A 23,125-nucleotide genomic window follows, 5' to 3' on the forward strand; every position below is an offset into this window, starting at 1 on the left:
GGGGCGAGCGAAGGTGCTCGCTCGCCGGGGAGGATGCGGGACCGGTGGCGTACGTTCCACCGGTCCCGCATCCGATCCGGCGGGTCAGGGTGTCGTGCCGGTCAGCGTGGCGAAGACGATGACGTTGTCGAGGTAGCCGTCGCCGCCGCGCGGACCGCCGCAGGTGATCAGCCGCAGCTCCGGGCGGTCCACGTCCCCGTACACGTCCTGCGTCGGGAACGCGGCCTTGGCGACCGTACGCACCTCGTCGACGGTGAACACCGCGGACCTGCGGTTCTCCAGGCGCACCACGACCTGCTCGCCCCGGCGCAGCTCCGCGAGCCGGCGGAACACCCCGTCCCCGTAGGCGCCGACCGTGACATGGCCGAGGATCACCGACGGGCCGGTCTGCCCCGGGGTGGGGGAGTGGCGGTACCAGCCCGCCCGGTCGTGCGCCGTGATCGGCGGCACCTGCACCGTGCCGTCGGCCGCGAGGCCCAGCCGCAGCAGCGGGGTGTCCACCCCGATCGCCGGGATGCGCAGCCGGACCGGCACGGACCGCCCGAGCGCGGCGGGGGTACCGGAGGCGGCCGTCTCCGGGGGCGGCGAGGTCGCCGTCCGCCGGTGGGCGGCCGGGGCCGTCCGGTCCGGTGCCGGGCCCGCGCAGCCCGCCAGCAGCGAAGCCGTCGCGGCGGTGACGAAGGCGCGCCTGGAGAGCGGGGTCATGCCCCGGTCGCCCGGCGGCGGCGAACGGCGAAGACCGTCGCGCCCGCGGCGAGCAGGGCCGCCGCACCCCCGCCGATCAGCGCGCTCTCGGAGCCGGAGCCCGTGGACGGCTCCGCCACCCCGGTGTCGGGGGCGCCCGCCGGCACCGCCGCGACCTGGTGCGCGTCCCGCGTCGGCGCGGGAGCCGCGGTCCGGCTGGGCACGGCGGACGGCGCCTCGGAGGGGACGGCGGACGGTTCCGCGGACTGGGCGGGGGACGGCGCCACGGTGGCGACCGGGCTCGGGGTGGTGCCGTCGGCGAAGGCGGGCACGGTGCCCGCCAGGACGGCGGTGCAGGCGAGTGCCGTGGCGCTCAGGACAGTTCGGCGCATGAGGACGCTCTCTTTCGTCGGCCCGCGGTGGTCGGGGCGGGCTGAGTTACGGATCGAGCGGAGAGACGACCCGGCGCGGGGACGGGTTGTAAAGGGATGGCAAAGTCGTGCGGCGGTGACGCGTGGGGCGGACGTTGTCCGGTTCGCCACCAGACTTGAGTGGTTTGTTTTCTTGAATCACTCGTGTTTAAAGCGATAGGTTGACGTCATGACCGCATCCCAGCCCCCGACGACCGCCGCTGAGCTGCGTGGCGCCGGCCTGCGGGTGACGGCCGCCCGCGTCGCGCTGCTGGAGACCGTCCGCCACGGCGACCACCTCGACGTCGAGGCGATCGCCTCGGGCGTCCGGGAGCGCGTAGGCCACATATCACTTCAAGCCGTGTACGACGCGCTGCACGCGCTCACCACGGCAGGACTCATACGCCGTATCGAACCGGCCGGCAGCCCGGCCCGGTTCGAGGGGCGTATCGGCGACAACCACCACCACGTCCTGTGCCGGTCGTGCGGTGCCGTCGCCGATGTCGACTGTGCGGTCGGAGACGCCCCGTGCCTGACCGCTTCGGAGGACCACGGCTTCGCGATCGACGAGGCCGAGGTCATCTACTGGGGCCTGTGCCCCGCCTGTTCCACCGTCAGCAGTTCCTGAGTGCGTCAAGCAGTTCCTGAATACGTCCAGCAGTTCCTGAGTACGTCGATCCGCCCATTCCGGAAGGATTTCCCCCATGTCCGAGACCCAGGAGAACGCCGCGGGCCAGTGCCCGGTCGCGCACGACCGCGCACCGCACCCCACCCAGGGCGGCGGCAACCGCCAGTGGTGGCCCGACGGGCTCAACCTGAAGATCCTTGCCAAGAACCCCGCCGTCGCCAACCCGCTCGACGAGGGTTTCGACTACGCCGAGGCGTTCCAGAACCTCGACCTCGCGGCCGTGAAACGTGACATCGCGGAAGTGCTCACCACCTCGCAGGACTGGTGGCCGGCCGACTTCGGCAACTACGGCCCCCTGATGATCCGCATGGCCTGGCACAGCGCGGGCACCTACCGCATCTCCGACGGCCGCGGCGGCGCCGGCGCCGGCCAGCAGCGCTTCGCCCCGCTCAACAGCTGGCCGGACAACGGCAACCTCGACAAGGCGCGCCGTCTGCTGTGGCCGGTCAAGAAGAAGTACGGCCAGGCCATCTCCTGGGCCGACCTGATGATCCTCACCGGCAACGTGGCCCTGGAGTCGATGGGCTTCGAGACCTTCGGCTTCGGCGGCGGCCGCGTGGACGTCTGGGAGCCGGAGGACGACGTCTACTGGGGTCCCGAGAAGGTCTGGCTCGACGACCAGCGCTACACCGGCGACCGTGACCTGGAGAACCCGCTCGGCGCCGTCCAGATGGGCCTCATCTACGTCAACCCGGAGGGCCCCAACGGCAACCCGGACCCGATCGCCGCGGCCCGCGACATCCGCGAGACCTTCCGCCGGATGGCGATGAACGACGAGGAGACCGTCGCCCTCATCGCCGGCGGCCACACCTTCGGCAAGACCCACGGCGCCGGCCCCGCGGAGAGCGTGGGCGCGGAGCCCGAGGGTGCCCCGATGGAGCAGCAGGGTCTCGGCTGGAAGAGCACCTACGGCAGCGGCAAGGCCGGCGACGCGATCACCAGCGGCCTGGAGGTCACCTGGACCACCAAGCCCACCCAGTGGAGCAACGACTTCTTCAGCATCCTCTTCGGCTACGAGTGGGAGCTCACCCAGAGCCCCGCCGGCGCCAACCAGTGGGTGGCCAAGGACGCCGAGGCGATCATCCCCGACGCGCACGACTCGTCGAAGAAGCGCCTGCCCACCATGCTCACCACCGACCTGTCGCTGCGCTTCGACCCGATCTACGAGCCGATCGCGCGCCGCTTCCACGAGAACCCCGGCCAGTTCGCGGACGCCTTCGCCCGCGCCTGGTACAAGCTGACCCACCGTGACATGGGCCCGAAGTCCCTGTACCTCGGCCCGGAGGTCCCGGCGGAGACGCTGATCTGGCAGGACCCGCTGCCGCAGGCCGAGGGCGAGGCCATCGACGCCGCCGACGTGACGGCCCTGAAGGCCAAGCTCCTCGACTCGGGCCTGACGGTCTCGCAGCTGGTCTCCGCCGCCTGGGCGTCGGCCTCGACGTTCCGCGGCAGCGACAAGCGCGGCGGTGCCAACGGCGCCCGGATCCGCCTGGAGCCGCAGCGCGGCTGGGAGGTCAACGACCCGGACGAGCTCGCCCAGGTGCTGCGCGTCCTGGAGGGCGTCCAGCGGGACTTCAACGCCGGTGCCAAGCAGGTCTCCCTGGCCGACCTGATCGTCCTCGGCGGTGCCGCGGCGGTGGAGAAGGCCGCCAAGGACGGCGGTGTCGACATCGAGGTGCCGTTCGCCCCGGGCCGGGTCGACGCGACCGACGAGCACACGGACGCCGAGTCCTTCGCGGCTCTGGAGCCGACCTCGGACGGCTTCCGCAACTACGTCGGCAAGGGCAACCGCCTGCCCGCCGAGTACCTGCTCCTCGACCGGGCCAACCTGCTCGGTCTCAGCGCCCCGGAGCTGACCGTCCTCGTCGGCGGTCTGCGCGTCCTCGGTGCCAACCAGGGCGGCTCGAAGCACGGCGTCCTCACCGAGACTCCGGGCGTCCTGACCAACGACTTCTTCGTCAACCTGCTCGACATGGGCACGACCTGGAAGTCCACCTCCGAGGACCAGTCCACCTTCGAGGGCCGCGACGACAGCGGCGCGGTCAAGTGGACCGGCACCCGTGCCGACCTGGTCTTCGGCTCCAACTCCGAACTGCGCGCCGTCGCCGAGGTCTACGCGAGCGACGACGCCAAGGCGAAGTTCGTGAAGGACTTCGTCGCCGCCTGGACGAAGGTCGCCAACGCGGACCGCTTCGACCTGGTCTGACCGACGGTGGTCTGACCGACCTGGTCTGACCGACCGGGACCCGATGCCCGGGCAGGCTCCCCGCGAGCCGGCCCGGGCATCGCCGTGTTCACGGCTCCCTCTTTACGGCTCCATGGCCAACTCCCCACCGGGGCACCTGCGTAGCGCGCTGCACATGAGTCGTTCTTTACCCCACCATGACCTCGACGCCCGTTGTTCACGCGACCTTCGCAGACTCTGCACGTCCTGAACCACCCCCCGTACCGGCCGCCCACGGGAGTTCCGAGCATGAGTCACGGACACAGCCACGACCACGGTCACCCGCACCACCATCACCACCACGGGGACGGCGACGCCGCGTCGTCGCTGCCGCCCGCCCTCGATCTGTCCGTCCCCGACGAGGAGCTGACGCCCGGTCAGCTCTCCCGCCGCTCGATGCTGCGCCGCACCGGCCTGCTGGGCGCCGGTCTCGCGGCGGGCAGTGTCCTCGCCGGTGCGGGCCAGGCCGCCGCCTCGGTCGCCTCCGCCCACTCCCAGAGCAGCCGTTCCGGCGGCTACCTGTGGCTGGCCGGCGACCACCACATCCACACCCAGCACAGCTCCGACGCCAAGTACCGGGTCATCGACCACGTCCGGCAGGCCAACGCACACGGCCTGGACTGGATGGTCATCACCGACCACGGCAGCGAGACCCACGCCAAGATCGGTGTCGAGAAGGTCAACCCGGACATCGTCGCCGCCCGCGACGAGATCGACGACACCCTGGTCTTCCAGGGCCTCGAGTGGAACATCCCGGCCGCCGAGCACGGCACGGTCTTCGTGCACCCCGGCAAGAACGAGGTCGCCGTCCTCAAGGAGTTCGAGAACTCCTTCGACGGCTCGGTGAAGGGCGCCTCCGCGGGCACCCCCGCCAACGAGGCGCTGGCCATCTCCGGCCTCAACTTCCTCGCCGAGCAGGTGCAGCGCCGCACGGTCAAGGACGCGCTGTTCCTCGCCAACCACCCGGCGCGCAAGGGCATCGACTCCCCGCACGAGATCCGCGCCTGGCGCGACGCCCAGCCGTCGATCGCCGTCGGTTTCGAGGGCGCTCCCGGCCACCAGGCGGGCGGCCTGCCCAAGCCGAACGGCCCCGGCTCGGCCCGCGGCATCTACGACAACAGCCCGAGCGCCGACTCCTTCGCCGGCTACCCGCTGGAGAGCTACCGCACCTGGGGCGGCTTCGACTGGATGACCGCCACCGTCGGCGGCCTGTGGGACAGCCTGCTCGCCGAGGGCAAGCCCTGGTGGATCACCGCCAACTCCGACTCCCACAACGTCTACGCCGACACCGCGGTGCGCGGCCCGAACAGCGACTTCAACGCCAACGGCCGCTACAACGACCCGGTCTACGGCACCGGCATCAGCCTCACCGACACCGACTTCTGGCCCGGCCAGTACTCCCGCACCCACGTCGGCGCCGCCTCCTTCTCCTACAAGTCGGTCATGGACGGCATCCGCGCGGGCCGGGTCTGGGTGGACCACGGCGGCCTGATCAGCGGTCTCGACGTCAAGCTGGGCTCGGGCTCCCGCGCGGTGACCCTGGGCGGGGTGCTCCAGGTCCGCAAGGGCAGCCGGGTGGACCTCGTCATCGAGATCAGCCTCGCCAACGGCCCCAACTGGGCGCAGTTCGTGCCGTCGCTGGCCCGCGTCGACGTCATCCAGGGCGACGTCACCGGTGCCGTCTCCGACAAGGACACCTTCGCCACGCCCACCACCAAGGTCGTGAAGTCCTTCGAGGTCAACCAGGCGACCGGCTCGGTCAAGCTGACCTACTCCCTCGGCCGCCTCGACAAGCCGGTCTACGTCCGGCTGCGCGGCACCGACGGCAACCGCTCCGCGGTCGGCATCAACGGTGCCGCCGTGGACCCGGCCGGCCCGGCCATCGACGTCCTCGGCGACGCCGACCCGTGGAAGGACCTGTGGTTCTACTCCAACCCGATGTGGGTCCTGCCCGCATGACCTCCCCGCACCACGCGTCCGGCGTCCACTCCGTCATCGGGGTGGACGCCGGTACGGCGACCCTGCGCGAGGCCGACCACCTGATCCACCGGGTGCTCGGCCAACTGGCACTCACCGAGGGCGTGTTCGCCTGCACCCACCTGTACCGGACCGGCGAACGCCGGGGCACGGCGGTCTCGCTGGCCGTCCCGGAAGCGGACGTGGACGTGGACGCGGTGTGGCCGGAGCTGCTCGGCATGCTCCCGGAAGGCACCGGCCTCGCCCTGGCCGGCCGCACCCACGGCCCGGACGACGCGGTGGGCACCGCCCGCCTGGCGGCCGCCGCACCCCCCGCCTCCGGCCGGGCCGTGGCCTACCCCGGCGTGGCGCACCTGACCGGCACCGTCACCGTCGCGGACCTGCTCGACCGCACCGCCATCGAGCAGCTGGTGGTCCTCGGCGCACCGGCGGCCGAACTCCCGCCCACCGCCCGGGTCCTGACCCAGGACCACGTACGTCCGGAGTGGCGCGACGGCGTCCTCACCCTCACCCTGGTCCCGGCGGCGGGCGGCCTGCTGGCTCCCTTCGAGGTCCCCAACCCCACCCCGTGCTGCGCGGACCACATCTGACCCGAGGGTAACCCCTTAGTGACATGCCCTGGTCAATTCTGTCAGGCTTCGAACTCGCACCTTCGTAACGCGTGACCTGTGGCCGCTCTCCGGCACACCCCTGCCGGACGGGCGGTCTCCGAGCAGGCCGGAATCCCGGCCGGCGTAAAGGAGTTTCGTGTGAGATCGACCCCCCACAAGGCCTTCGCCACCAGCGCGTTGGCCATCGCGGCGCTCGCCGCGGCCCTGCTCCCCGGCAGTACGGCGTCAGCGGCCGAGCAGGCGGCCTGCACCCCGGCCCAGGTGGTCACCAACGGCGGCTTCGAGAGCGGCACCTCACCCTGGACCCAGTCCTCGACCAGCGTGATCACCAGCCGTTCCGGCCAGACCGCCCACGGCGGCTCCAGCTTCGCCTGGCTGGACGGCACCGGCGGCACCCACACCGACACGCTCTCGCAGAGCGTCAGCATCCCCTCCGGATGCGCCGCGACGCTCAGCTTCTGGCTGCACATCGACACCGCCGAGACGACCTCGTCCACGGCGTACGACAAGCTCACGGCGAAGATCGGCAGCACCACCCTGGCCACCTACTCCAATCTGGACAAGGCCACCGGGTACGTGAAGAAGTCGTTCGACGTGTCCGCGTTCGCGGGACAGACCGTGACCGTCGCCTTCAGCGGCACCGAGGACTCCAGCCTCCAGACCAGCTTCGTCCTGGACGACGTCGCCCTCGACACCTCGGCCGCCACCACCCCGGGCGACAGCACCCGCACCCCGGCCGCGCCGTCGTACACCGTCAGCCTGACCAGCAACTCCACCGGCACCGGCTGGACCGGCCACGAGAGCGTGACCTTCACCAACGCCTCGTCGACCGCGCTGAGCGAGATCTACCTGAGGCTGTGGGACAACTACCACGGCACCTGCTCGGCCCCGCCGATCACCGTCAGCAACGTCACCGGCGGCACCGCGGGCGCCCTCTCGGTCGCCTGCACGGCTCTGCAGATAGCCCTGCCCACACCGCTGGCCCAGGGCCAGAGCACCACGGTCGGCTTCGACCTGGGCATCACCGTCCCCAGCGGCGCCGACCGCTTCGGCTACGACGGCTCCTTCAGCATGATCGGCAACGCCCTCCCGGTCCTCGCGGTCCAGGACGGCTCCGGCTGGCACCTGGACCCGTACACCAACAACGGCGAGTCCTTCTACTCCCTGGCCGCCGACTTCAAGGTGACCCTGGACCACCCCACCAGCATCCTGGTCCCGGCGACCGGCACCTCCGTCGACACCGCCGGCTCCAGCGGCCGTACCATCACCACCGCCACGGCCTCCAAGGTCCGTGACTTCGCCTGGGCGGCCGGGCCGTTCACCAAGATCTCCGGCACTTCGCCCGGCGGGGTCCCGATCAACATCTACTCGGTGTCGGGCATCAGCTCCTCCAGCGCCCAGTCGATGCTCACCACCGCCAAGTCGGCCGTGGACGCGCACGCCGGACGCTTCGGGGCCTACCCGTACGGCGAGCTGGACGCGGTCATCGACAACAACTTCTGGTTCGGCGGCATGGAGTACCCCGGCTTCGTCCTCGACCTCGTCAGCACCACCGCGCTCACCCACGAGATCGGCCACCAGTGGTGGTACGGCATCGTCGGCGACGACGAGTACAACAGCCCCTGGCTGGACGAGGCGTTCACCGACTACGCCACCGACCTGGCGCTGGGCAGCACCGGGACGAACTGCTGGAACAGCGTCTCCTGGGCCTCGTCGGCGGAGAACATCACCAACTCGATGGCGTACTGGGACGCCCACTCCTCCCGCTACTCCACCGTCGTCTACGGCTACGGCAAGTGCGCCCTGCACGACCTGCGCCGCCTGATCGGCGACACCGCCATGACCAACCTCCTCAAGAGCTACGCCAGTGCGCACTGGTACGGCGTCTCGACCACCGCCGAGTTCAAGGCGGCGGCCCAGGCGGCCACCAGCACCGACCTGACGTCGTTCTGGACCACCCACCGCATCGTCGGCTGACACCTCCGGCCCGCAGGGCCGGACAGGCGCGGGACGGCCGCAGGCCAGGGCCGTCCCGCGCGCGTCGATGCCCGGAAGGGGCCGGGAATCTCCCCAACGGGCAGGTGTGTGCACCGGGCGAACTCTCCCGCCCCGTGCGGACACCGCCGTGTGGTACCTCTTGCGTCGTCCGCACGCCGACGAGCACCTGGTGTCCTTCACATGAGCAACTCCCGCCCCTTCGTACTGCGTCGCAGCGAGATCGTCGTGAGCCCCGAGCGGCTGTCGATGCTCGGGGACGCCATCTTCGCCATCGCCATCACCCTGCTCGCCCTCGACATCACCGTCCCCGAGGGCCTGCACGACGCGGAGGTCCCGCACGCCGTGCGGGAACTGCTGCCCGCGATCGGCGCGTATCTGCTGAGCTTCGTCGTCATCGGCATCCTCTGGCTGACCCAGCACGCTCTGTTCCAGCGGATCGCGACCGTCGACCGCTCGCTGCTCTACCTGTACTTCGCCCTGCTCGCGGTCGTCGCGGCGCTGCCCTTCCCGACCAAGCTGCTCAGCGAGTACGGGGAGACGGCGACGGCGACGGCCTGCTACTCGGGCGCGATCGCGCTGTCCCTCGGATTCCTCTGCGCGATGTACCTGCGCCTGCTGGCCGCCCCCGCGCTGGCCGTCCCGGACACGGACCCCGAGGAACTGAGGAGGACGGTCCGCCGCAACGTCCTGCACATCCTGGTCTTCGTCACCGCGATCCCGCTGGCGTTCTGGTCTCCCGACCTCGCCAAGTACTGGTGGGTGCTGGTGATCCCGGTCCGCGCCGTCCACCGCACGCCCGCCCCGGCCGTACCGTCCGCACCGGCGTCGGCCGGGGAACAGCCGGCGAACTGAGGACGGGGAACGCGCGGATCCTGCCGGCGATGTGCGCGGCAGTCCCTAGGACTGGCCGGAGACGGCTTCGGCGGCCTCGGCGATGACAGCCGCCACCGAAGCCGGACGGGACACGTGGACGGCGTGGCTGCCCGGGGTCTCCGCGACGGTCGCGCCGGCCCGCTCGGCCATGCGGCGCTGGACGGGCGGCGGGATCATCCGGTCGTCCGTGGCGACGAGGTACCAGGACGGCCTGGTCCGCCAGGCCGGTTCGGAGACCACGCCGCCGAGCGCGTCGACACCCCAGGGAACCTGCGAGTCGGCCAGGAACGCGGCCTTAGCCGCGGACAGGTCGGCGGCGAAGGAGCCCGCGAACTTCTCGCGGTCCAGGAACAGGAAGCCGTCCCTGGGCGGCAGGATCGGCGGAACCGGTGCGCCGGGCGCCGGGTCGGAGACCAGCGTGCCGACCGACTCGCCCTTGTCGGGGGCGAACGCGGCGATGTAGACGAGCGCGGCGACACCGGGGTGGTGACCGGCCTCGGTGATGACGGCACCGCCGTAGGAGTGGCCGACCAGGACGGCCGGGCCGTCGAGGTCGTCGAGGACCTGGTGGGTGGCGATGACGTCACCCGTCAGCGACAGGGTCGGATTCTGCACGACGGCCACCCGGTAGCCGTCGGCGGTCAGCTGCTCGTGGACGCCCTGCCAACCGGATCCGTCCACGAAACCGCCGTGCACGAGCACGACGTTCCTGATTGCTGTCATGACGCCCCTGACCTGGAGGGACGGGCCCGACGCCCGTCCGCTGCGATTCAGTCAAGCCGGGCAGGGACGGCCGGACCACGCAGAACAGCACGCAGGAACACCGCCTGCCGGAGGCGGCCGGCGGTCAGGGCTCGGCGGTCGCCCGGTCCGCGCACCGGCGGTGTGCGGCGGAGTCGTCGATCGCCCCGTACATCTCCGCCGCGCGTGTGTAGGCCCGGCGGCTGTCCGCGGTGCGGCCCTCCTCGGCCAGCAGGGCCGCGAGCCGCTCCAGCGCGTCGGCCCGCCAGTAGCTGGGACCGAGTTGCTCGTCGACGGCCGATACCTCCGTGAGCACGGCGATCGCGTCGGCCCGGCGGCCGAGCAGCGCCAGACACTTGCCGAGATGCGCCTGCGTGAAAGGCCGCAGATGCGCCGCGATGCTCGGCGTCATCCCCGAGTCCTTGTCGTCCGCGAGGGCGAGCGCCTCCCGGAGTCGCTCCAGCGCGTCGTCGTGGCGCCCGGCCTCCAGAAGGCAGTAGCCGAGGCCGTTGACCGCCGAGTAGTACGAATCGGCATCACCGGCCGCCTTGAAGACGTCCGCTGCCCGGGACGCCGACGCGATGGCCTCGTCGAGCCGGCCCAGCTTGCGCAGCGCGATCGCGCCGTAATGGTTCGACCAGGCGATCTGCTCCGTGGCGCCGGTGCGCGTGGCCAGGCTCAAGGCCTCGGTCGCGCACCGCAACGCGGCTTCGGGGTCACCCGGTGGAATACCGTGCACCCAGGCCAGGTAGTTCAGCTGGGTCGCGTGCTGCGTCAGGTCGCCGAGGGCGGAGGCGGCCCGGGCGCCCAAGGTGAAGACCTCGCTCCAGTGCGACCCGTGCACCCACCGGTCGGAGAACCAGTGCATCGACTCCGCGCAGTCGAGGACCGCCTCGTCCTGTCCGCTGCCCGCCGCATGACGCAACGCACCGAGCCAGTTGTCGACATTCACGCGCAGCCACGCCTCGGCCTGGGCCAAGGAGGACAGGGCGACGAGGCCGGACTCGTCGACGCCCGGGCGGCCGTACGCGGGCTCGAACCACCGCCCGGCGGTCGTGGCCATACGCAGCAGCCACGACGTCGTCCGGTCGACCAGCGCGGCACGCCGCGCCGCGGTCTCCTCCTGCTGCAACCGGTCCCGGGCGAAGAGCCTGACCAGGTCGTGGAAGCGGTACCGGCCCGCGGCGCCGTCCAGCAGCAGACCGAGGTCGACGAGGTCGTCGAGCGCGTCCCAGGCCTCCTCGACCGACGTACTGCCGGCGACGGCGGCGAGAGTGGCGTCGAAGTCCCGGCCGGGCACGACGGCCAGCCTGCGGAAGATCCGCCGCGCGGCGGGCGCAAGCTGCTCGTACGACATCCCGAACGCATTGGCGATCTTGAGGTCGCCGGCCTTGAACTGCTCCAGGCGGCGCTCCTCGTCGGCCAGCCGCCGGGCGAGCTCGTCCGCGCCCCAGTCGGGCCGGCTCACCAGGCGGTTGCCGATGATCCGCAGCGCCAGCGGCAGTCCGCCGCACAGCTGGGCGAGCCGGGTGAGCGCCGGCTCCCCGTCGATGGCGGACCGGTCACCGAGGATGCCGGTCAGCAGCTCGGTGGCCTCGGGCAGTTGCAACGGGCCGAGGACGAGCCTGCGCACGCCCTCCAGGCCGGACAGCAGCCGTCGGCTGGTGACCAGCACCCTGGCCGCGCCGCCGCCCGGCAGGAGCGGTCGCACCTGCTCCTCGGAGGCGGCGTTGTCGAGCACGACGAGAGCTCGCCGCTCCCGCAGCAGTGAGCGGTACAGGGAGGCACGCCCCTGGATGTCCGAGGGCAGCTGCTGATCGGCGACTCCGAGCGCTCCGAGCAGCAGCCCCAGGGCGTCGTCGACGGTCAGCGGCCGCTGGGACATGCCGAACAGATCGAGGAAGAACACCCCGTCCGGAAACCGCGCCCGCACCGCGTGGGCGGCACGGACGGCGAATGTGGTCTTCCCCAGGCCGGCCGACCCGGTGATGAGCCCCACCACGGCGACCCCGGGCGCGAGTTCGTTCCGGACCAGGTTGTCGATCCACGCCAGTTCGGCGGCACGACCGGTGAAGTCGTCCACGGACCGGGGGAGTTCGCACAGCCCGGTCGGACGCGTCCAGTGGTCCCGCAGGCGGGCGTCCCGCGCCAGTTCCAGGAGCTGCTGACGGGCGTCGTGCGCCAGGGAGAGCGCGTCGGCGACGGCGACGACCGTCCGGTGCTGAGGCCCCTTGCTCCGGCCGCGCTCGATGTCCGACAGGGTCCGGGCGCTGACGCCCGATGCCTCGGCGAGCTGTTCCAGGGTCAGCCGGGCCGCACGGCGATGGCGCCGCAGCAACTGTGCGAAGGTCGGACGCTCGTCGATCGGGCTGCTCCTTCTCGGTCATATCGGCACTTGACCTGCTTCGCTCGGCCGCAAGCCTACTCGGGCCCCGATCTCCCCCTGCCCGATCGATCCCGAACCCTGCACGAACGAGCCTCGCGAAGTGGCCGACCACCGACCGCACTTGGGGCTGCCCACGCTTGCGGGCATGTACGCCACCGACCAGCTCCCGAGCCCGCAGCGGCTGACCCACCACGACCGGGCCGGCCGCCCGGTGTGCTGAGGAGCCGCTCGGCCTCGCGGCCGGCTACCACTGGCCGCAGTACTCCGTGCACCGGGGCCGGCTGCACGTCATGCTGCTCGCGGCCGTGCGCGAGCGTCTGGGGCCGGACGCCGTCCGCACGGGCCGGCTCTTCCAGCGCTTCGAGCAGACCACGGACGCCAGACTCTCGGGCGGGTGCCCCGGACCACTTCCCCTGCCGCTACACGCCCTGTGTCCTTGTCAGGGGGCGGACCGTGAGGATCTGCGACGCGTGTCCGACCGGGCCGTCCACGTCGTGCAGGACCGTGCTGGTCAGCCCCTGTCCGGTGGGGCCGAAGGCGACCTTGGTGTCCAACCCCGTCCAGGGGCCCCGCGGTTGGCGGTGGAGGTGGATGGTGAGGTCGACGTTGGGGAACATCCACTCGGTGGGCGGCTGCCGGACGGCGATGCCGTTGGCGGTGTCGACGAGGGTGAGGAACGAGGCGACGGGGCTGACCGGAACACCGGCGACCAGCTCCAGGGGAGTGGAGAGCCAGGCGGCCGTACGGCCGGGGCGCGGTGCTGCGATCGGGCGGATCTCCACGGAGTTGATGTAACCGCCGGGCCAGAGTTCGCTCGCCCGCCACGGGGTGAGGGAATCCGGCGGGACGAGGCGGGCGTCGGGGCCGCCCGCGACCGTGGTGGTGTCGAGTTCGGCCAGGTACCAGGCGCGGGCTCGCAGCACCGGGCGGCCGGCGATGCGTACGACCGCTTCGAGGAGCTCGATGGTGCGCCCGGGACGGATGGTCTCCACCTCGATCTCGCACTCGTCGAGGGCGAGGCGGCCGAGGATGTCGTAGCTGATCCGGGACAGCAGGAGACCGGTGTCCGGACCGGCCGCCCGGTACCGGTCGAGGGCGTGGACGACGAGCCCGGCCAGCGGGCTGAAGTGCTGCTCCTCCGCGGCCCAGGCCCCGCCCGTGTGGGGCGTCGGCTTGTAGCGGCGGTCGCCGACGGCCTCGAAGTAACTGTCGTGACAACTGTCGGGGGACACGGACGGGATGGACAACGGATATTTCTCCTTCGGGGCGGCCACTACGGACGCTACCGGGATCCGTGCGCCTCGACGCGTGAGAAAGTGCACAGTGCACTCACCGTGCGGCCGCCGGCCGGGCCACGACCTCCGCTAGGGAATGGCCAGTTCGGCCCAGATGGTCTTCCCGGACCCGGTGTAGCGGGTGCCCCAGCGCTGGGACATCTGGGCGACGAGGAACAGGCCGCGGCCTCCCTCGTCGTCCCGGCGGGCCCGCCGCAGGTGCGGTGCCGTGTGCGCGTTGTCGGAGACCTCGCACAGCAGGCTGCGGTCCTTGATCAGTCTCAGCAGCACGGGCCCGGTGGCGTACCGGATGCTGTTGGTGACCAGCTCGCTCACCACCAGCTCCGCGGTGAACGCCAGCTCGGACAGGCCCCACGTCTCCAGCTGGCGCTCGGTGTCCGTGCGCGCCCGGGCGACCATCGCCGGGTCCGGCGGCAGCTCCAGGTCCGCGACCTGCCCGGCGCCCAGCCGCCGGGTGCGCACCAGCAGCAGCGTGGCGTCGTCCGCCTGCGGCCCCGGCGGCAGGGTCGACAGCGCCCGGTCGCACAGCTCCTCCAGCGGGCACCGCTGCCAGGTGAGCACATGGGCGAGGCGGTCGATCCCGCTGTCGATGTCGGTGCGCCGGTCCTCCACGACGCCGTCGGTGAAGAACGCCACCACGCTGCCGCTGGACAGGCTCAGCTCGACGTTCTCGTAGGGCAGGCTGCCCAGCCCCAGGGGTGGTCCCGGCGCCAGCGCGGACAGCGCGACCGAGCCGCTCGCGTCGGCCACGATCGGCGGGGGGTGACCCGCGCTCGCCCAGACACAGCGGCCGCTGACCGGGTCGTAGATCGCGTACAGGCAGGTCACCCCGAGCGCCTCGTCGCCCAGCCCGTCGTCCGCGTGGGGCTCGGAGTCCTGCGCGACCAGGCCGTCGAGGCGGGTGAGCAGCTCGGCCGGGTCCAGGTCCAGCAGGGCCAGGGTCCGCACGGTGGCACGCAGCCGGCCCATGGTCGCGGCCGCGTGCACGCCGTGGCCGACCACGTCGCCGACGGTCAGCCCCACCCGGGCACCGGACAGCGGGATCAGGTCGAACCAGTCGCCGCCCACTCCCACCCGGCTGTCGGCGGGCAGATAGCGGTATGCCACGTCGACCGCGCTCTGCTCGGGCAGGTGCTGCGGCAGCAGGCTCCGCTGCAGCACCAGGGCCGCCGCGTGCTGGCTGGTGTACCGGCGGGCGTTGTCGATGCCGACGGCGGCGCGCTCGGTCAGCTCCACCGCAAGGGTCTGCTCCTCGGGCCCGAAGGGGTCGGGGTTGCTGCTGCGCAGAAAGGTGGCGAGTCCGAGGACCGCGTCCCGGGCGACCAGCGGGACGAACAGGCTGGAGCGCCGGTCGGCCGGTGCCGGCTCGTCCGCCGGGCCGTGCGGGGCGGCGTCGACGACGGGGCGGCTGGTGGCCAGGCTCAGCGCCTGCGGCGACGACGCCGGATAGGAGACGGGAGTGGTCCGGAACTCCTCCGGGGTGCGGCCGTGCATGCGCAGCAGGCTGTGCCCCGGCGCCGAGCCCGTCGGCGGCTGCCGGCCCTCGATGACCGCGGGCGGCAGGTCCACCAGCACCTCGTCGGCCAGCTGCGGCACCGCCACGTCGGCGAGCTCCGCGGCCGTACGGCGTACGTCCAGCGAGGCGCCGATGCGCTTCCCCGCCCGTACCAGCAGGGACAGCCGCTCCTGGGCGCGGTAGCGGTCGGTGATGTCCAGGGACTCCTCGAACAGCCCCAGCGGCTCGCCCCGGGCGTCCACCAGCCGGTGGTACGAGCAGGACCAGACGTGCTCGCGCACCGGGTCGGCGGGGGCCCGCCCGCGATAGTGCATACCCATGATCGGCTCGCCCGTCGTGAGCACGTGCTCCATGATCTGGTCCTCGTCCGGAGGATGGTGGCGGGAGATGAACTCCCCCTCGGGAAAGAGGTCCGCGGCCGGGCGGCCGACGTACTGGGCGACCCCCGCGAGCTCCAGGTCGGTGGAGACGTTCCCCCACACGACGCGCATGTCCGTGTCGAAGATCGTCAGCCCCACGGAGGACTCCGTGGCCAGCCCCTGCAACATGGCCAGCTGGGCCTCCCAGCCGCGCAGCGCCGCCAGGTCGGCCGCGACCACGACGGTCGCGGCCGCGCCCTGGGGCGCGAGCGGGCTGAAGGTCACGGCCGCGCGCAGGGTGCGCCCGTCCTTGCAGGACAGGTCAAGGACCGTGCTGCGGGGCCGGTGCGCCGTGCAGAGCGCGGAGAGCCGCTGTCCCGGATCCGCCGCCAGCAGGCGGGCCGCGGGCCGGCCGAGCACGTCCTCGGGCGGATGTCCGAGGAGGCGCTGGGCCGAGGGGCCCCATCCCGAGATGCGGCCTTCGGCGTCCAGCACCGCGGCCGCGGCCTTGGTGAGGTCCAGAGGACTGTGGAAGTCGACGTTGGCCGCGTTCGGAAAACGATCCATGGGCACCGCTTCCCTCCGTGCCCCCTCAGCATCCCGTGCCACAGGACGGACGACAACCGCACGCACGGCCGCCGCCCCGGCAGCCGCCGCGTCCCGGGGGCGCGCCGGGCGGAGGCCGCCTTCCTCGCCGGGGTCGGTGACCTCGGTCATCTCCCAGATCTCGGGGTGGCCGCCGGCGCCCTTGGTGGCCGGCGGGGTGAGCACGATCAGGCGGTGGCCGGCCGTGTGCCTGCGCCGAAGACGCCGATCGGCACGGTCCGGGGAGGAGGACCGTGCCGATCGGGTCGGGGCGGGGGAGGGGTCAGGCGGCCGTGCGCTGCCTGCGGCGCAGCGTCAGGTACGTGCCCGTGGCGCCGGCGGCCACCAGGGCGCCCACGCCGAGACCGATCGAAAGGGCCGGGAACTGGCCGGAGTCGGTCGTGGCGGCCGTGTTCACCATCGCCGGGCCCGGGGTGATGCTGGTGCTCACCGCGGAGACGTGGCGGATCGGGCCGATGTGCTTGACGGAGCCGTCCGCGTTCAGCAGCACCTGCTTGTTGTTGGGGTGCTTGAAGTCGAACATGTTGGTCAGCGAGCCCGCGGTGGCGTCGAAGGAGTGGTCGCCGACGCGGCCGGTGCGCCAGTTGTCCTCGATGAAGCGGGTGATCGAGGACTGGTCGGTCTGGGTGTGGTCGACCTTGTTCACCTTGCTGTACGGCGAGATGACCAGCAGCGGCTGCCGGGTGCCGGGGCCGCAGCGGTCGGCGTAGCCACCGGACGCGGCCGGGCCCGCCTGGCAGGCCGCGCTGTCCAGGGCCTTGCCGTTGGAGCCGACCGTGGAGTCCGTGGAGCCGTTGCGCGGCTTGGCGTAGGCGTGGTCGTACCAGCCGTCGGAGTCGTCGTACGCGATGACGATCGCGGTGGACTTCCACTGCGGCGAGCTCTGGACGGCGTTGATCTCGTTGACGAGGAAGTGCTGCTCGTCGGTCGGGTCCGAGTAGCCGGCGTGGCCGTCCTGGTACTCACCGGCCTTCAGGAAGCTGACGGCCGGGAGCTTGCCCGCCTTGGCGGCCGCGGTGAAGTCGGTGAGGTCGTAGTTGTGGTTCGCCTGGCCGTTGTGGCCGATCTCGTTCACGTTCTTCGGCGCCACGTGGTGCGGGTTGGACGTCGACTTGTAGTACGAGAACGGGTTGTGGTGCGGGCTGTAGTCGACCACGGAGGCGCCGCCGACGTTGGTGTGCGTGGTGTCGCACTTGGCGTAGGAGCCGGACGCGCCGCTGTACGCCGTGGACGGGCGGAAGCCGCCCTGGAACCAACCCCACGTCACGTGCTTGGAGTTGAGCAGGTCGCCGATGTTCTTGCCCTGCAGCGAGGCCAGCGCGCTGGTGCTGGTGTGGTCCTTGTCGGAGCAGTCGTCGTAGGCCGGGTCGGGGTCGTTGATGACCGTACCGACGCCCTTGGCGTTCGGCGACGCGATGGCGTACGAGTCGGGCGTCGACGTCTGCTTGCCGGTGACCGAGTCCACCGAGATGGCGCCGTGCGTCTGACCCGAGATCAGGTTGAGCGCGCCGGGCGTGGACGGGCCGTAGACCGAGCTGTAGGAACGGTCGTTGAGGGCGTACTGCTGGGCGTAGTTCCACAGACCGGTGACGGTGTTGCCGTCGTAGTAGTCCATCACCAGGCCCGGCTCGCCGAACAGGCCGCCCGAGCACTTGTCGACCTCGGTGTTCTGCACGAACTGGTCGGCCTTGCCGCCGTCGTAGGCCAGCTGCTCGGGCCCGTAGGAGTGGTTCTGGTCGCAGGTCATCGCCTGTGACGAGGAGAGCCGCTTGGGCGCGTACTGGTTCGGGTTCTTCGTCAGCAGCCCGGCGTGCGCGACGGTGTCGATGTCCTTCGGGGTCTTCTTGGACGCCGTGAACTTCGTGCCGTCGGTGTTCGCGGCCTTCGGGTAGGTCGCGAAGTAGTGGTCGAAGGAGATGTTCTCGTCGAACAGCACGACCACGTGCTTGATCGGGGTAGCGGTCGACGAGCCGCCACCGTGCCCGGCGGGTACGGCGGCCCAACTGGGCGCGGTGCCCCCGAGGACCGTGAGTGCGGCGGCCCCCGCGAGAGCGCCGAGGCTCCTGATCGCCGTTCGTCTTCCTGTGCTGGCCATGCTGGTTCCCCTCCGGGCATGAACGTCACTGCGTCGTACAGGCAGGGATGCTTCGCCCGCTTGCGGGCGCTACGGCGGAGCCATGATGGCGGGTGAATGAACACCGGGTCAGGGATGCTGGGGCAAATCTTGACGGTGTATTGACCGTTCGGGTTACGGAATCGCCAGGGAGTTGTTCGAACAAGCTCAGGTGAGGAGAGCGCGTCCGAACCAGTCGTTCCGGTCCCGTACCCCGGGCAGGGCGAAGAAGTAGCCGCCGCCGAACGGCGAGATGTAGTCGACCAGCGGCTCCCCGGCCAGCCGCTTCTGTACGGTCTCGAACTGCCGGGCCAGGTCCTGCTGGTAGCAGCTGAACAGCAGGCCCATGTCGAGGTTGCCGTTGCTGTCCATGCCCCGGTCGTAGTTGTAGGCGCGGCGCAGGATCCGCTGGTCGGCGGTGGCCGTGGTGCGCGGGTTGGCCAGCCGGATGTGCGCGTCCAGCGGGATGACGTCACCCTTGGGGTCGTCGGCGTAGTCGGGCGTGTCGTGCTCGGCGTTCCCGTCCAGGGGCGCCCCGGACTCCCGGGAGCGGCCGAACATCCGCTCCTGCTCGCTGAGCGAGACCCGGTCCCAGAACTCCACCAGCATCCGGATCAGCCGTACCACCTGGTAGCTGCCGCCGACCGCCCACTCCGGCTCGCCGGAGTCCTTGCCGACCCACACCAGCCGGTCCATCTCCCGGGCGCTGCCGGTCTCCGGGTTGGCGGTGCCGTCCTTGAACCCCAGCAGGTTGCGCGGGGTGCCGGACGGGCGGGGCGGACTGGTGAAGCCGTCCAGCCGCCAGCGGACCTGCATGCCGCCCCGGGTGTGCCGGGCGATGTCGCGCAGTGCGTGCAGCACGGTGTCGGTGTCGTCCGCGTGCAACTGCAAACTGAGGTCGCCGTGACACCACTCGGGCCGCAGGTCGTCGTCCGGGAAGGCGGGCATCGTCGTCAGCCCACGCGGCCTCAGTTTCCCGAGCCCGTACCGGTCGTCGAAGAGCGAGCCGCCGACGCCGACGGTCACCGCCAGCGCACCGGAGGGCAGTTGCTCGCCGAGGACGCCCGAGTCGGCGGGCGGCCCGGTGACCCCGACCGGGTCCGGGGTGCCGCCCGAGGTCAGGAAGCGGGCGCGGTCGGTGAGCGTGTGCAGCAGTTCGGTCAGCTCGGCGCGGCTCTCGGCGGTGACGTCGAGGGACGTGAACACGGTCGTCCGGCGGGGCGCGGCGACCGCGGACTGCTGGCGGGCGCCGTGGAAGGGGGCGATCGTGCCGGGGGTGGTGGCGCCGGGGGCGGTCGGGTCCGTGGCGGGGGCGGCCGCACCGCCCGCGGCCAGCCCGGCGCCTGCGAGGGCCGCGCCGCGCAGGAACCCGCGGCGGCCCACTCCGCTGCTGCCGGCCGTCTCGTCCGTGCTCATACCGTCCTCCGCGGATCGCACAGGGTCGCCACCGACGCCAGCCGCTCCACCAGGTCGCCGAGGACCGCGTCGACGTCCTCGCGCTGCCGGTGGCCGAGCTTCCCGAGCGGGGTCCAGGTGCCGCCGTGCCCGAAGCCGTCGAGGGTCTCGCCGGCCTGCTTCAACTCGCTCTCCAGACCGGCCAGATCCGCGTACCGGGTGGCGAGCAGCGGGTGCAGCCGGGACATGACCTCCACCGTGCCGTCCAGGTTGGCGCGGGCGGTGGCGAGGTTGCTGCCGCTGCCGTAGTCGGTACGGCCGGTCAGCTCGAACTGCACCGTGTTCTCCAGGATCTCGTGCGCCCGCAGCCCCAGCTGGGCGGGGTCCATCCGGGTCTGCGCCCAGTCGTCGCGCAGCCCGGTGACCGCCTTCACCAGGTCCGCCGCCGGGCCGCGCAGGCCGGTCGCGGACTCGCCGTGCCAGAGGCCGTACTCGATCCGGTGGAAGCCGGTGAAGTCCTTGTCGTGCACCCCGCCGGCCAGCCCCGCGTCCGTGCCGTTGATCGCGCCGTCGGCGTCACCGAAGGCGTCGTACGCCGCGCCCAGCCGCTCGTACTCCAGGTGCGCCGGCAGCCAGGCGGTGCGGGCGGCGGCGAGATCACCACGGTCGATCGCGTCCCGCAGGGCGGTCGTCAGCCGTACGACGTCGGACAGGCCGCCGCCGACCCACTTCTGGTAGGCGAGCGCGGGCGGGATCAGGTCGTGCTCGGTGACCGGGGCCGCGGCAGGCCCGCTGCCGCCCCTGCCGATGCGGACCGTGGGCCCGGTGACGGCGTCGGCGTCGTCGGGCACGCACTTGAAGGCGTAGGCGCCCTTCCCGAGCCGGACGGTCAGTTCCCGGGTGGTGCCGGGCCCGATGTCCTCCACCTCGCCGTACACGGCCTGGCTCCTCGGGTCCTCCAGGAGGACCTCGGCGGCCCCGTCGGTCGGGTTGTGCAGGTCGAAGACCTGGACGCCGGACACCGGGGTGCTCCACCCCCGGCCGCAGCGGCTGGCGGACACCTCCACGGTGGTGTGCGGCAGCGCGGCCGGGTCGGCGTGTGCGGGGCGTGAGCCGTGCGTGAGCGCCAGAACTCCGGCCACCAGGCATACGACGGCGACACCGACGACCGCCCAGGGACGCAACGACCTCCAGCCGAGGCCGGACAACACCATCCCGATCTCCCGGGGGTTCGTACCGTTCGTGATCGCCTCATGTTAGGCAGCCCTTTGTTCTCGAACGGCCGTCCAGGGAAACCCATGACCAAGAGTTCCCTGCCGGTTCACCGGACCTCCAGGGAAGCCGCTCAGTCGGTACCGGGCTGGACCATCCTGAAGAAGGCGCGGGCACCGGCGCGCCGTACGGACTGCCGCAGCCGCGCGGGAAACGGACGGGCGGGAGCCGGGGCGGGGGTGCCGGTCGCCAGGCGTGGGAAGAGCGCCTCGGCGTTGCCGCGGTCGACGGCCGCGAGGGTGCCGGGGTCGACCCCGCCGTCCAGCCCGTTGGCGAAGTACTGGCCCGCCGCGGCCGGCGCGAACGGCCAGTCGCTGCCGAACAGGACGTGCCCGGGCCGGGCGAAGGCGAGCAGTGTGGGCAGGGCGGCCGGGCTGGAGGACAGCGCCGTGTCGAAGTAGAAGCCGCGCAGGTCCTCCAGGATGTCCAGGGGGCTGCGTCCGGTGTCGGCCGCGAGGGCGACGGCCATGCGGTGGGAGGCGTACGGCACGAAACCGCCCGCGTGGCTGAGGACGAACCGGATGTGCGGGTACCGGCGCACGACACCGTTGCGGACCAGGAGGTAGGCGGCGCGGGTGGTGTCGAGGAGGAAGTCGGCGGCGAACGGCGGGATCCCGTCCACGGCGGGCCCGGGCAGCTCGGCAGGGTGGACGAACGCGACGGCCCCGTGCTCGTCCAGGACCCGCCACAGGGCGTCCTGGCCGGCGGCCCCGAGGTAGTCGCCGCCGGTGTTGGCGAGCAGGGTGACGCCGTCGGCGCCGAACTCGGCGAGGGCGCGCTCGGCCTCCTTGGCGGCAGCGGCGGCGTCCGGCAGGGGCAGGGTGGCGAACCAGCCGAAGCGGCCCGGGTGCGCGGCGGCGAGCGCGGCGGAGAAGTCGTTCAGCCGCCGGGCCAGGGCGGCGGCCTCGCCGGGGTCGGCGAGGAAGCCGGTGCCCGGGGTGGAGACCGACAGGATCGCCGTCTCGGTGCCGAGCAGATCCATCAGCTCCAGCGCCGCCTCGGGACTCCACTCGGGCAGGGCCCGGCCGCCCGCCTCGGTGATCCCGCGCTCGGCGAGGGCGTCCCGGTAGAAGGGCGGGACCAGGTGCTGGTGGACGTCGATCCGGCGCGAGGCACTGGTCATGGGGCTGCTCTTCCCGTCGTGACGGCACTGGCCGCCGACTGACGGCCAGCTTACTGTAGTGATGAATACAATTGGAGTAAACACTACGGTAGCGTGTCGCGGGGGGTGGGGAGGAGGAGGGGGCATCGGCTAGGGGCCCACGGGAAGCCCGCTGCCGCCCGTACGGGCCCCGGAGGGACGTGGGGGCGTATGGCGCGTGCGGCTCACTCAAGCGCCCTGAAGGGGCGCGGGGCTGTATGGCATGTGCGGCTACCGCCGCGTGGGCGCGACCAGCCACGACGGCGCCGCAGGCGAACGACGGCGCATCGCGGCGAAGCCGGTGGAGCGCCTAGCTCAACGGCCTGCCCGCGCCGTCCGTCGCCGCGAGGATGCGACGGCCGATCTCGTGCAACTGCCGGACCTGGGACCGGGTCAGCGGGTCGAGGACCATCCGCCGTACCGTCGCCACGTGCCCGGGCGCCGAGTCGACGACCTTCTCCCAGCCGGCGTCCGTCAGCGTCGCCACGGTGAAGCGGACGTTGTCCGGGTCCGGCTCCCGGCGCAGCCAGCCCCGGTCCTCGAGCCGCTTGGCGACGTGCGAGAGCCGGGACAGCGAGCCGTTGGCGAACATCGCCAGCTCGCTCATCCGCAGGGTGCGCCCGGGTGCCTCGGAGAGTCCCGACAGCACCTGGTACTCGAAGTGACTGATCCCCGCGTCCCGCTGCAGTTGCGCGTCCAGCTCCGCCGGCAGCCGGACCAGCACCCCGGCAAGGACGAGCCAGCACTGCGTCTCGTCATCCGTCAGCCAGCGAGGCTCGGGAGTCTCCATGGGAAGAGGCTAGCTTGACGGCTCAACTGTCCATACCCATGGGTAG

At 72.0% G+C, this 23,125-nt stretch carries 17 protein-coding genes and 1 pseudogene; 7 read left to right on the forward strand and 11 right to left on the reverse strand.

All coding sequences use genetic code 11. The features are described 5' to 3' along the window. Positions 1–84: 84 nt before the first annotated feature. Both ACFWPQ_RS16100 and ACFWPQ_RS16105 read right to left on the reverse strand, forming a co-directional pair. Positions 85–705 carry a class F sortase gene (locus tag ACFWPQ_RS16100; protein ID WP_384034135.1) on the reverse strand — a complete coding sequence of 207 codons (621 nt, stop codon included), beginning with the start codon at positions 703–705 and terminating at the stop codon, positions 85–87. Continuing rightward, positions 702–1,076, reverse strand: a complete 375-nt coding sequence (locus tag ACFWPQ_RS16105; protein ID WP_361287553.1) for an LPXTG cell wall anchor domain-containing protein — start codon at positions 1,074–1,076, stop codon at positions 702–704. Before ACFWPQ_RS16105 ends, ACFWPQ_RS16100 begins: the two co-directional genes overlap by 4 nt. A gap of 208 nt (positions 1,077–1,284) precedes the next feature. Here ACFWPQ_RS16105 and ACFWPQ_RS16110 point away from each other — a divergent pair, with 208 nt between their 5' ends. The 6 genes from ACFWPQ_RS16110 to ACFWPQ_RS16135 all read left to right on the forward strand — a co-directional run bounded on the left by ACFWPQ_RS16110 (position 1,285) and on the right by ACFWPQ_RS16135 (position 9,444). Beyond that, a complete protein-coding gene (locus tag ACFWPQ_RS16110; RefSeq protein ID WP_384034139.1) occupies positions 1,285–1,722 on the forward strand; it encodes a Fur family transcriptional regulator in 438 nt (145 codons plus the stop codon). 76 nt (positions 1,723–1,798) lie between these two features. Then, positions 1,799–3,988, forward strand: coding sequence for a catalase/peroxidase HPI (gene katG / locus ACFWPQ_RS16115; RefSeq protein WP_384034141.1), 2,190 nt, complete (start codon positions 1,799–1,801; stop codon positions 3,986–3,988). 267 nt (positions 3,989–4,255) lie between these two features. Next, on the forward strand, positions 4,256–5,965 hold the full coding sequence (locus tag ACFWPQ_RS16120) for a PHP domain-containing protein (protein ID WP_384034144.1): 1,710 nt from the start codon (positions 4,256–4,258) through the stop codon (positions 5,963–5,965). Beyond that, positions 5,962–6,573: a hypothetical protein gene (locus ACFWPQ_RS16125; protein ID WP_384034147.1), complete on the forward strand. Its 612-nt coding sequence runs from the start codon at positions 5,962–5,964 to the stop codon at positions 6,571–6,573. The genes ACFWPQ_RS16120 and ACFWPQ_RS16125 overlap by 4 nt, the downstream gene beginning before the upstream one ends. A gap of 159 nt (positions 6,574–6,732) precedes the next feature. Continuing rightward, positions 6,733–8,571, forward strand: coding sequence for a M1 family aminopeptidase (locus ACFWPQ_RS16130; protein ID WP_384034149.1), 1,839 nt, complete (start codon positions 6,733–6,735; stop codon positions 8,569–8,571). A gap of 201 nt (positions 8,572–8,772) precedes the next feature. Further along, complete coding sequence (locus ACFWPQ_RS16135; RefSeq protein WP_384034152.1) at positions 8,773–9,444, forward strand: TMEM175 family protein; 672 nt, start codon at positions 8,773–8,775, stop codon at positions 9,442–9,444. A gap of 45 nt (positions 9,445–9,489) precedes the next feature. Here the strand turns inward: ACFWPQ_RS16135 and ACFWPQ_RS16140 are convergent, their stop codons facing one another. Next, on the reverse strand, positions 9,490–10,188 hold the full coding sequence (locus ACFWPQ_RS16140; RefSeq protein WP_384034155.1) for an alpha/beta fold hydrolase: 699 nt from the start codon (positions 10,186–10,188) through the stop codon (positions 9,490–9,492). Positions 10,189–10,312: 124 nt separating this feature from the next. After that, a complete protein-coding gene (locus ACFWPQ_RS16145) occupies positions 10,313–12,544 on the reverse strand; it encodes a tetratricopeptide repeat protein (protein ID WP_384034158.1) in 2,232 nt (743 codons plus the stop codon). 205 nt (positions 12,545–12,749) lie between these two features. On the opposite strand from ACFWPQ_RS16145, the pseudogene ACFWPQ_RS16150 reads away from it, so the two are divergent. Beyond that, positions 12,750–12,969, forward strand: a pseudogene (locus ACFWPQ_RS16150) (flavin-dependent oxidoreductase); the annotation flags it as partial. Between the two features lie 42 nt (positions 12,970–13,011). Here the strand turns inward: ACFWPQ_RS16150 and ACFWPQ_RS16155 are convergent. The 7 genes from ACFWPQ_RS16155 to ACFWPQ_RS16185 all read right to left on the reverse strand — a co-directional run bounded on the left by ACFWPQ_RS16155 (position 13,012) and on the right by ACFWPQ_RS16185 (position 23,079). After that, complete coding sequence (locus tag ACFWPQ_RS16155; protein WP_384034397.1) at positions 13,012–13,833, reverse strand: thioesterase family protein; 822 nt, start codon at positions 13,831–13,833, stop codon at positions 13,012–13,014. A 123-nt stretch (positions 13,834–13,956) separates the two neighbouring features. Next, positions 13,957–16,329 carry a SpoIIE family protein phosphatase gene (locus ACFWPQ_RS16160; protein WP_384034401.1) on the reverse strand — a complete coding sequence of 791 codons (2,373 nt, stop codon included), beginning with the start codon at positions 16,327–16,329 and terminating at the stop codon, positions 13,957–13,959. Between the two features lie 301 nt (positions 16,330–16,630). After that, positions 16,631–18,463, reverse strand: a complete 1,833-nt coding sequence (locus ACFWPQ_RS16165; RefSeq protein WP_384034161.1) for a phospholipase C — start codon at positions 18,461–18,463, stop codon at positions 16,631–16,633. Positions 18,464–18,649: 186 nt separating this feature from the next. Then, on the reverse strand, positions 18,650–19,897 hold the full coding sequence (efeB, locus tag ACFWPQ_RS16170; protein WP_384034164.1) for an iron uptake transporter deferrochelatase/peroxidase subunit: 1,248 nt from the start codon (positions 19,895–19,897) through the stop codon (positions 18,650–18,652). Then, positions 19,894–21,090, reverse strand: coding sequence for an EfeM/EfeO family lipoprotein (locus ACFWPQ_RS16175; RefSeq protein WP_384034167.1), 1,197 nt, complete (start codon positions 21,088–21,090; stop codon positions 19,894–19,896). Before ACFWPQ_RS16175 ends, efeB begins: the two co-directional genes overlap by 4 nt. A 131-nt stretch (positions 21,091–21,221) precedes the next feature. Then, positions 21,222–22,271 (reverse strand): amidohydrolase family protein, encoded by a 1,050-nt coding sequence (locus ACFWPQ_RS16180; protein ID WP_384034170.1) that lies wholly within the window; start codon positions 22,269–22,271, stop codon positions 21,222–21,224. 328 nt (positions 22,272–22,599) lie between these two features. Then, entirely contained in the window at positions 22,600–23,079 is a 480-nt protein-coding gene (locus tag ACFWPQ_RS16185) for a MarR family winged helix-turn-helix transcriptional regulator (protein WP_384034173.1), read from the reverse strand. Positions 23,080–23,125: the final 46 nt, after the last annotated feature.

Origin of the sequence: Streptomyces sp. NPDC058464, from assembly GCF_042721035.1 — a bacterium.
GTDB lineage: Bacteria > Actinomycetota > Actinomycetes > Streptomycetales > Streptomycetaceae > Streptomyces.

What these genes read in the sequence shown, in the direction of transcription:
- ACFWPQ_RS16100 (WP_384034135.1), bottom strand. Translation starts at nt 705, where the DNA reads ATGACCCCGCTCTCCAGGCGCGCCTTCGTCACCGCCGCGACGGCTTCG.
- ACFWPQ_RS16105 (WP_361287553.1), bottom strand. Translation starts at nt 1,076, where the DNA reads ATGCGCCGAACTGTCCTGAGCGCCACGGCACTCGCCTGCACCGCCGTC.
- ACFWPQ_RS16110 (WP_384034139.1), top strand. Translation starts at nt 1,285, where the DNA reads ATGACCGCATCCCAGCCCCCGACGACCGCCGCTGAGCTGCGTGGCGCC.
- katG (WP_384034141.1), top strand. Translation starts at nt 1,799, where the DNA reads ATGTCCGAGACCCAGGAGAACGCCGCGGGCCAGTGCCCGGTCGCGCAC.
- ACFWPQ_RS16120 (WP_384034144.1), top strand. Translation starts at nt 4,256, where the DNA reads ATGAGTCACGGACACAGCCACGACCACGGTCACCCGCACCACCATCAC.
- ACFWPQ_RS16125 (WP_384034147.1), top strand. Translation starts at nt 5,962, where the DNA reads ATGACCTCCCCGCACCACGCGTCCGGCGTCCACTCCGTCATCGGGGTG.
- ACFWPQ_RS16135 (WP_384034152.1), top strand. Translation starts at nt 8,773, where the DNA reads ATGAGCAACTCCCGCCCCTTCGTACTGCGTCGCAGCGAGATCGTCGTG.
- ACFWPQ_RS16140 (WP_384034155.1), bottom strand. Translation starts at nt 10,188, where the DNA reads ATGACAGCAATCAGGAACGTCGTGCTCGTGCACGGCGGTTTCGTGGAC.
- ACFWPQ_RS16160 (WP_384034401.1), bottom strand. Translation starts at nt 16,329, where the DNA reads ATGGATCGTTTTCCGAACGCGGCCAACGTCGACTTCCACAGTCCTCTG.
- ACFWPQ_RS16165 (WP_384034161.1), bottom strand. Translation starts at nt 18,463, where the DNA reads ATGGCCAGCACAGGAAGACGAACGGCGATCAGGAGCCTCGGCGCTCTC.
- efeB (WP_384034164.1), bottom strand. Translation starts at nt 19,897, where the DNA reads ATGAGCACGGACGAGACGGCCGGCAGCAGCGGAGTGGGCCGCCGCGGG.
- ACFWPQ_RS16175 (WP_384034167.1), bottom strand. Translation starts at nt 21,090, where the DNA reads ATGGTGTTGTCCGGCCTCGGCTGGAGGTCGTTGCGTCCCTGGGCGGTC.
- ACFWPQ_RS16180 (WP_384034170.1), bottom strand. Translation starts at nt 22,271, where the DNA reads ATGACCAGTGCCTCGCGCCGGATCGACGTCCACCAGCACCTGGTCCCG.
- ACFWPQ_RS16185 (WP_384034173.1), bottom strand. Translation starts at nt 23,079, where the DNA reads ATGGAGACTCCCGAGCCTCGCTGGCTGACGGATGACGAGACGCAGTGC.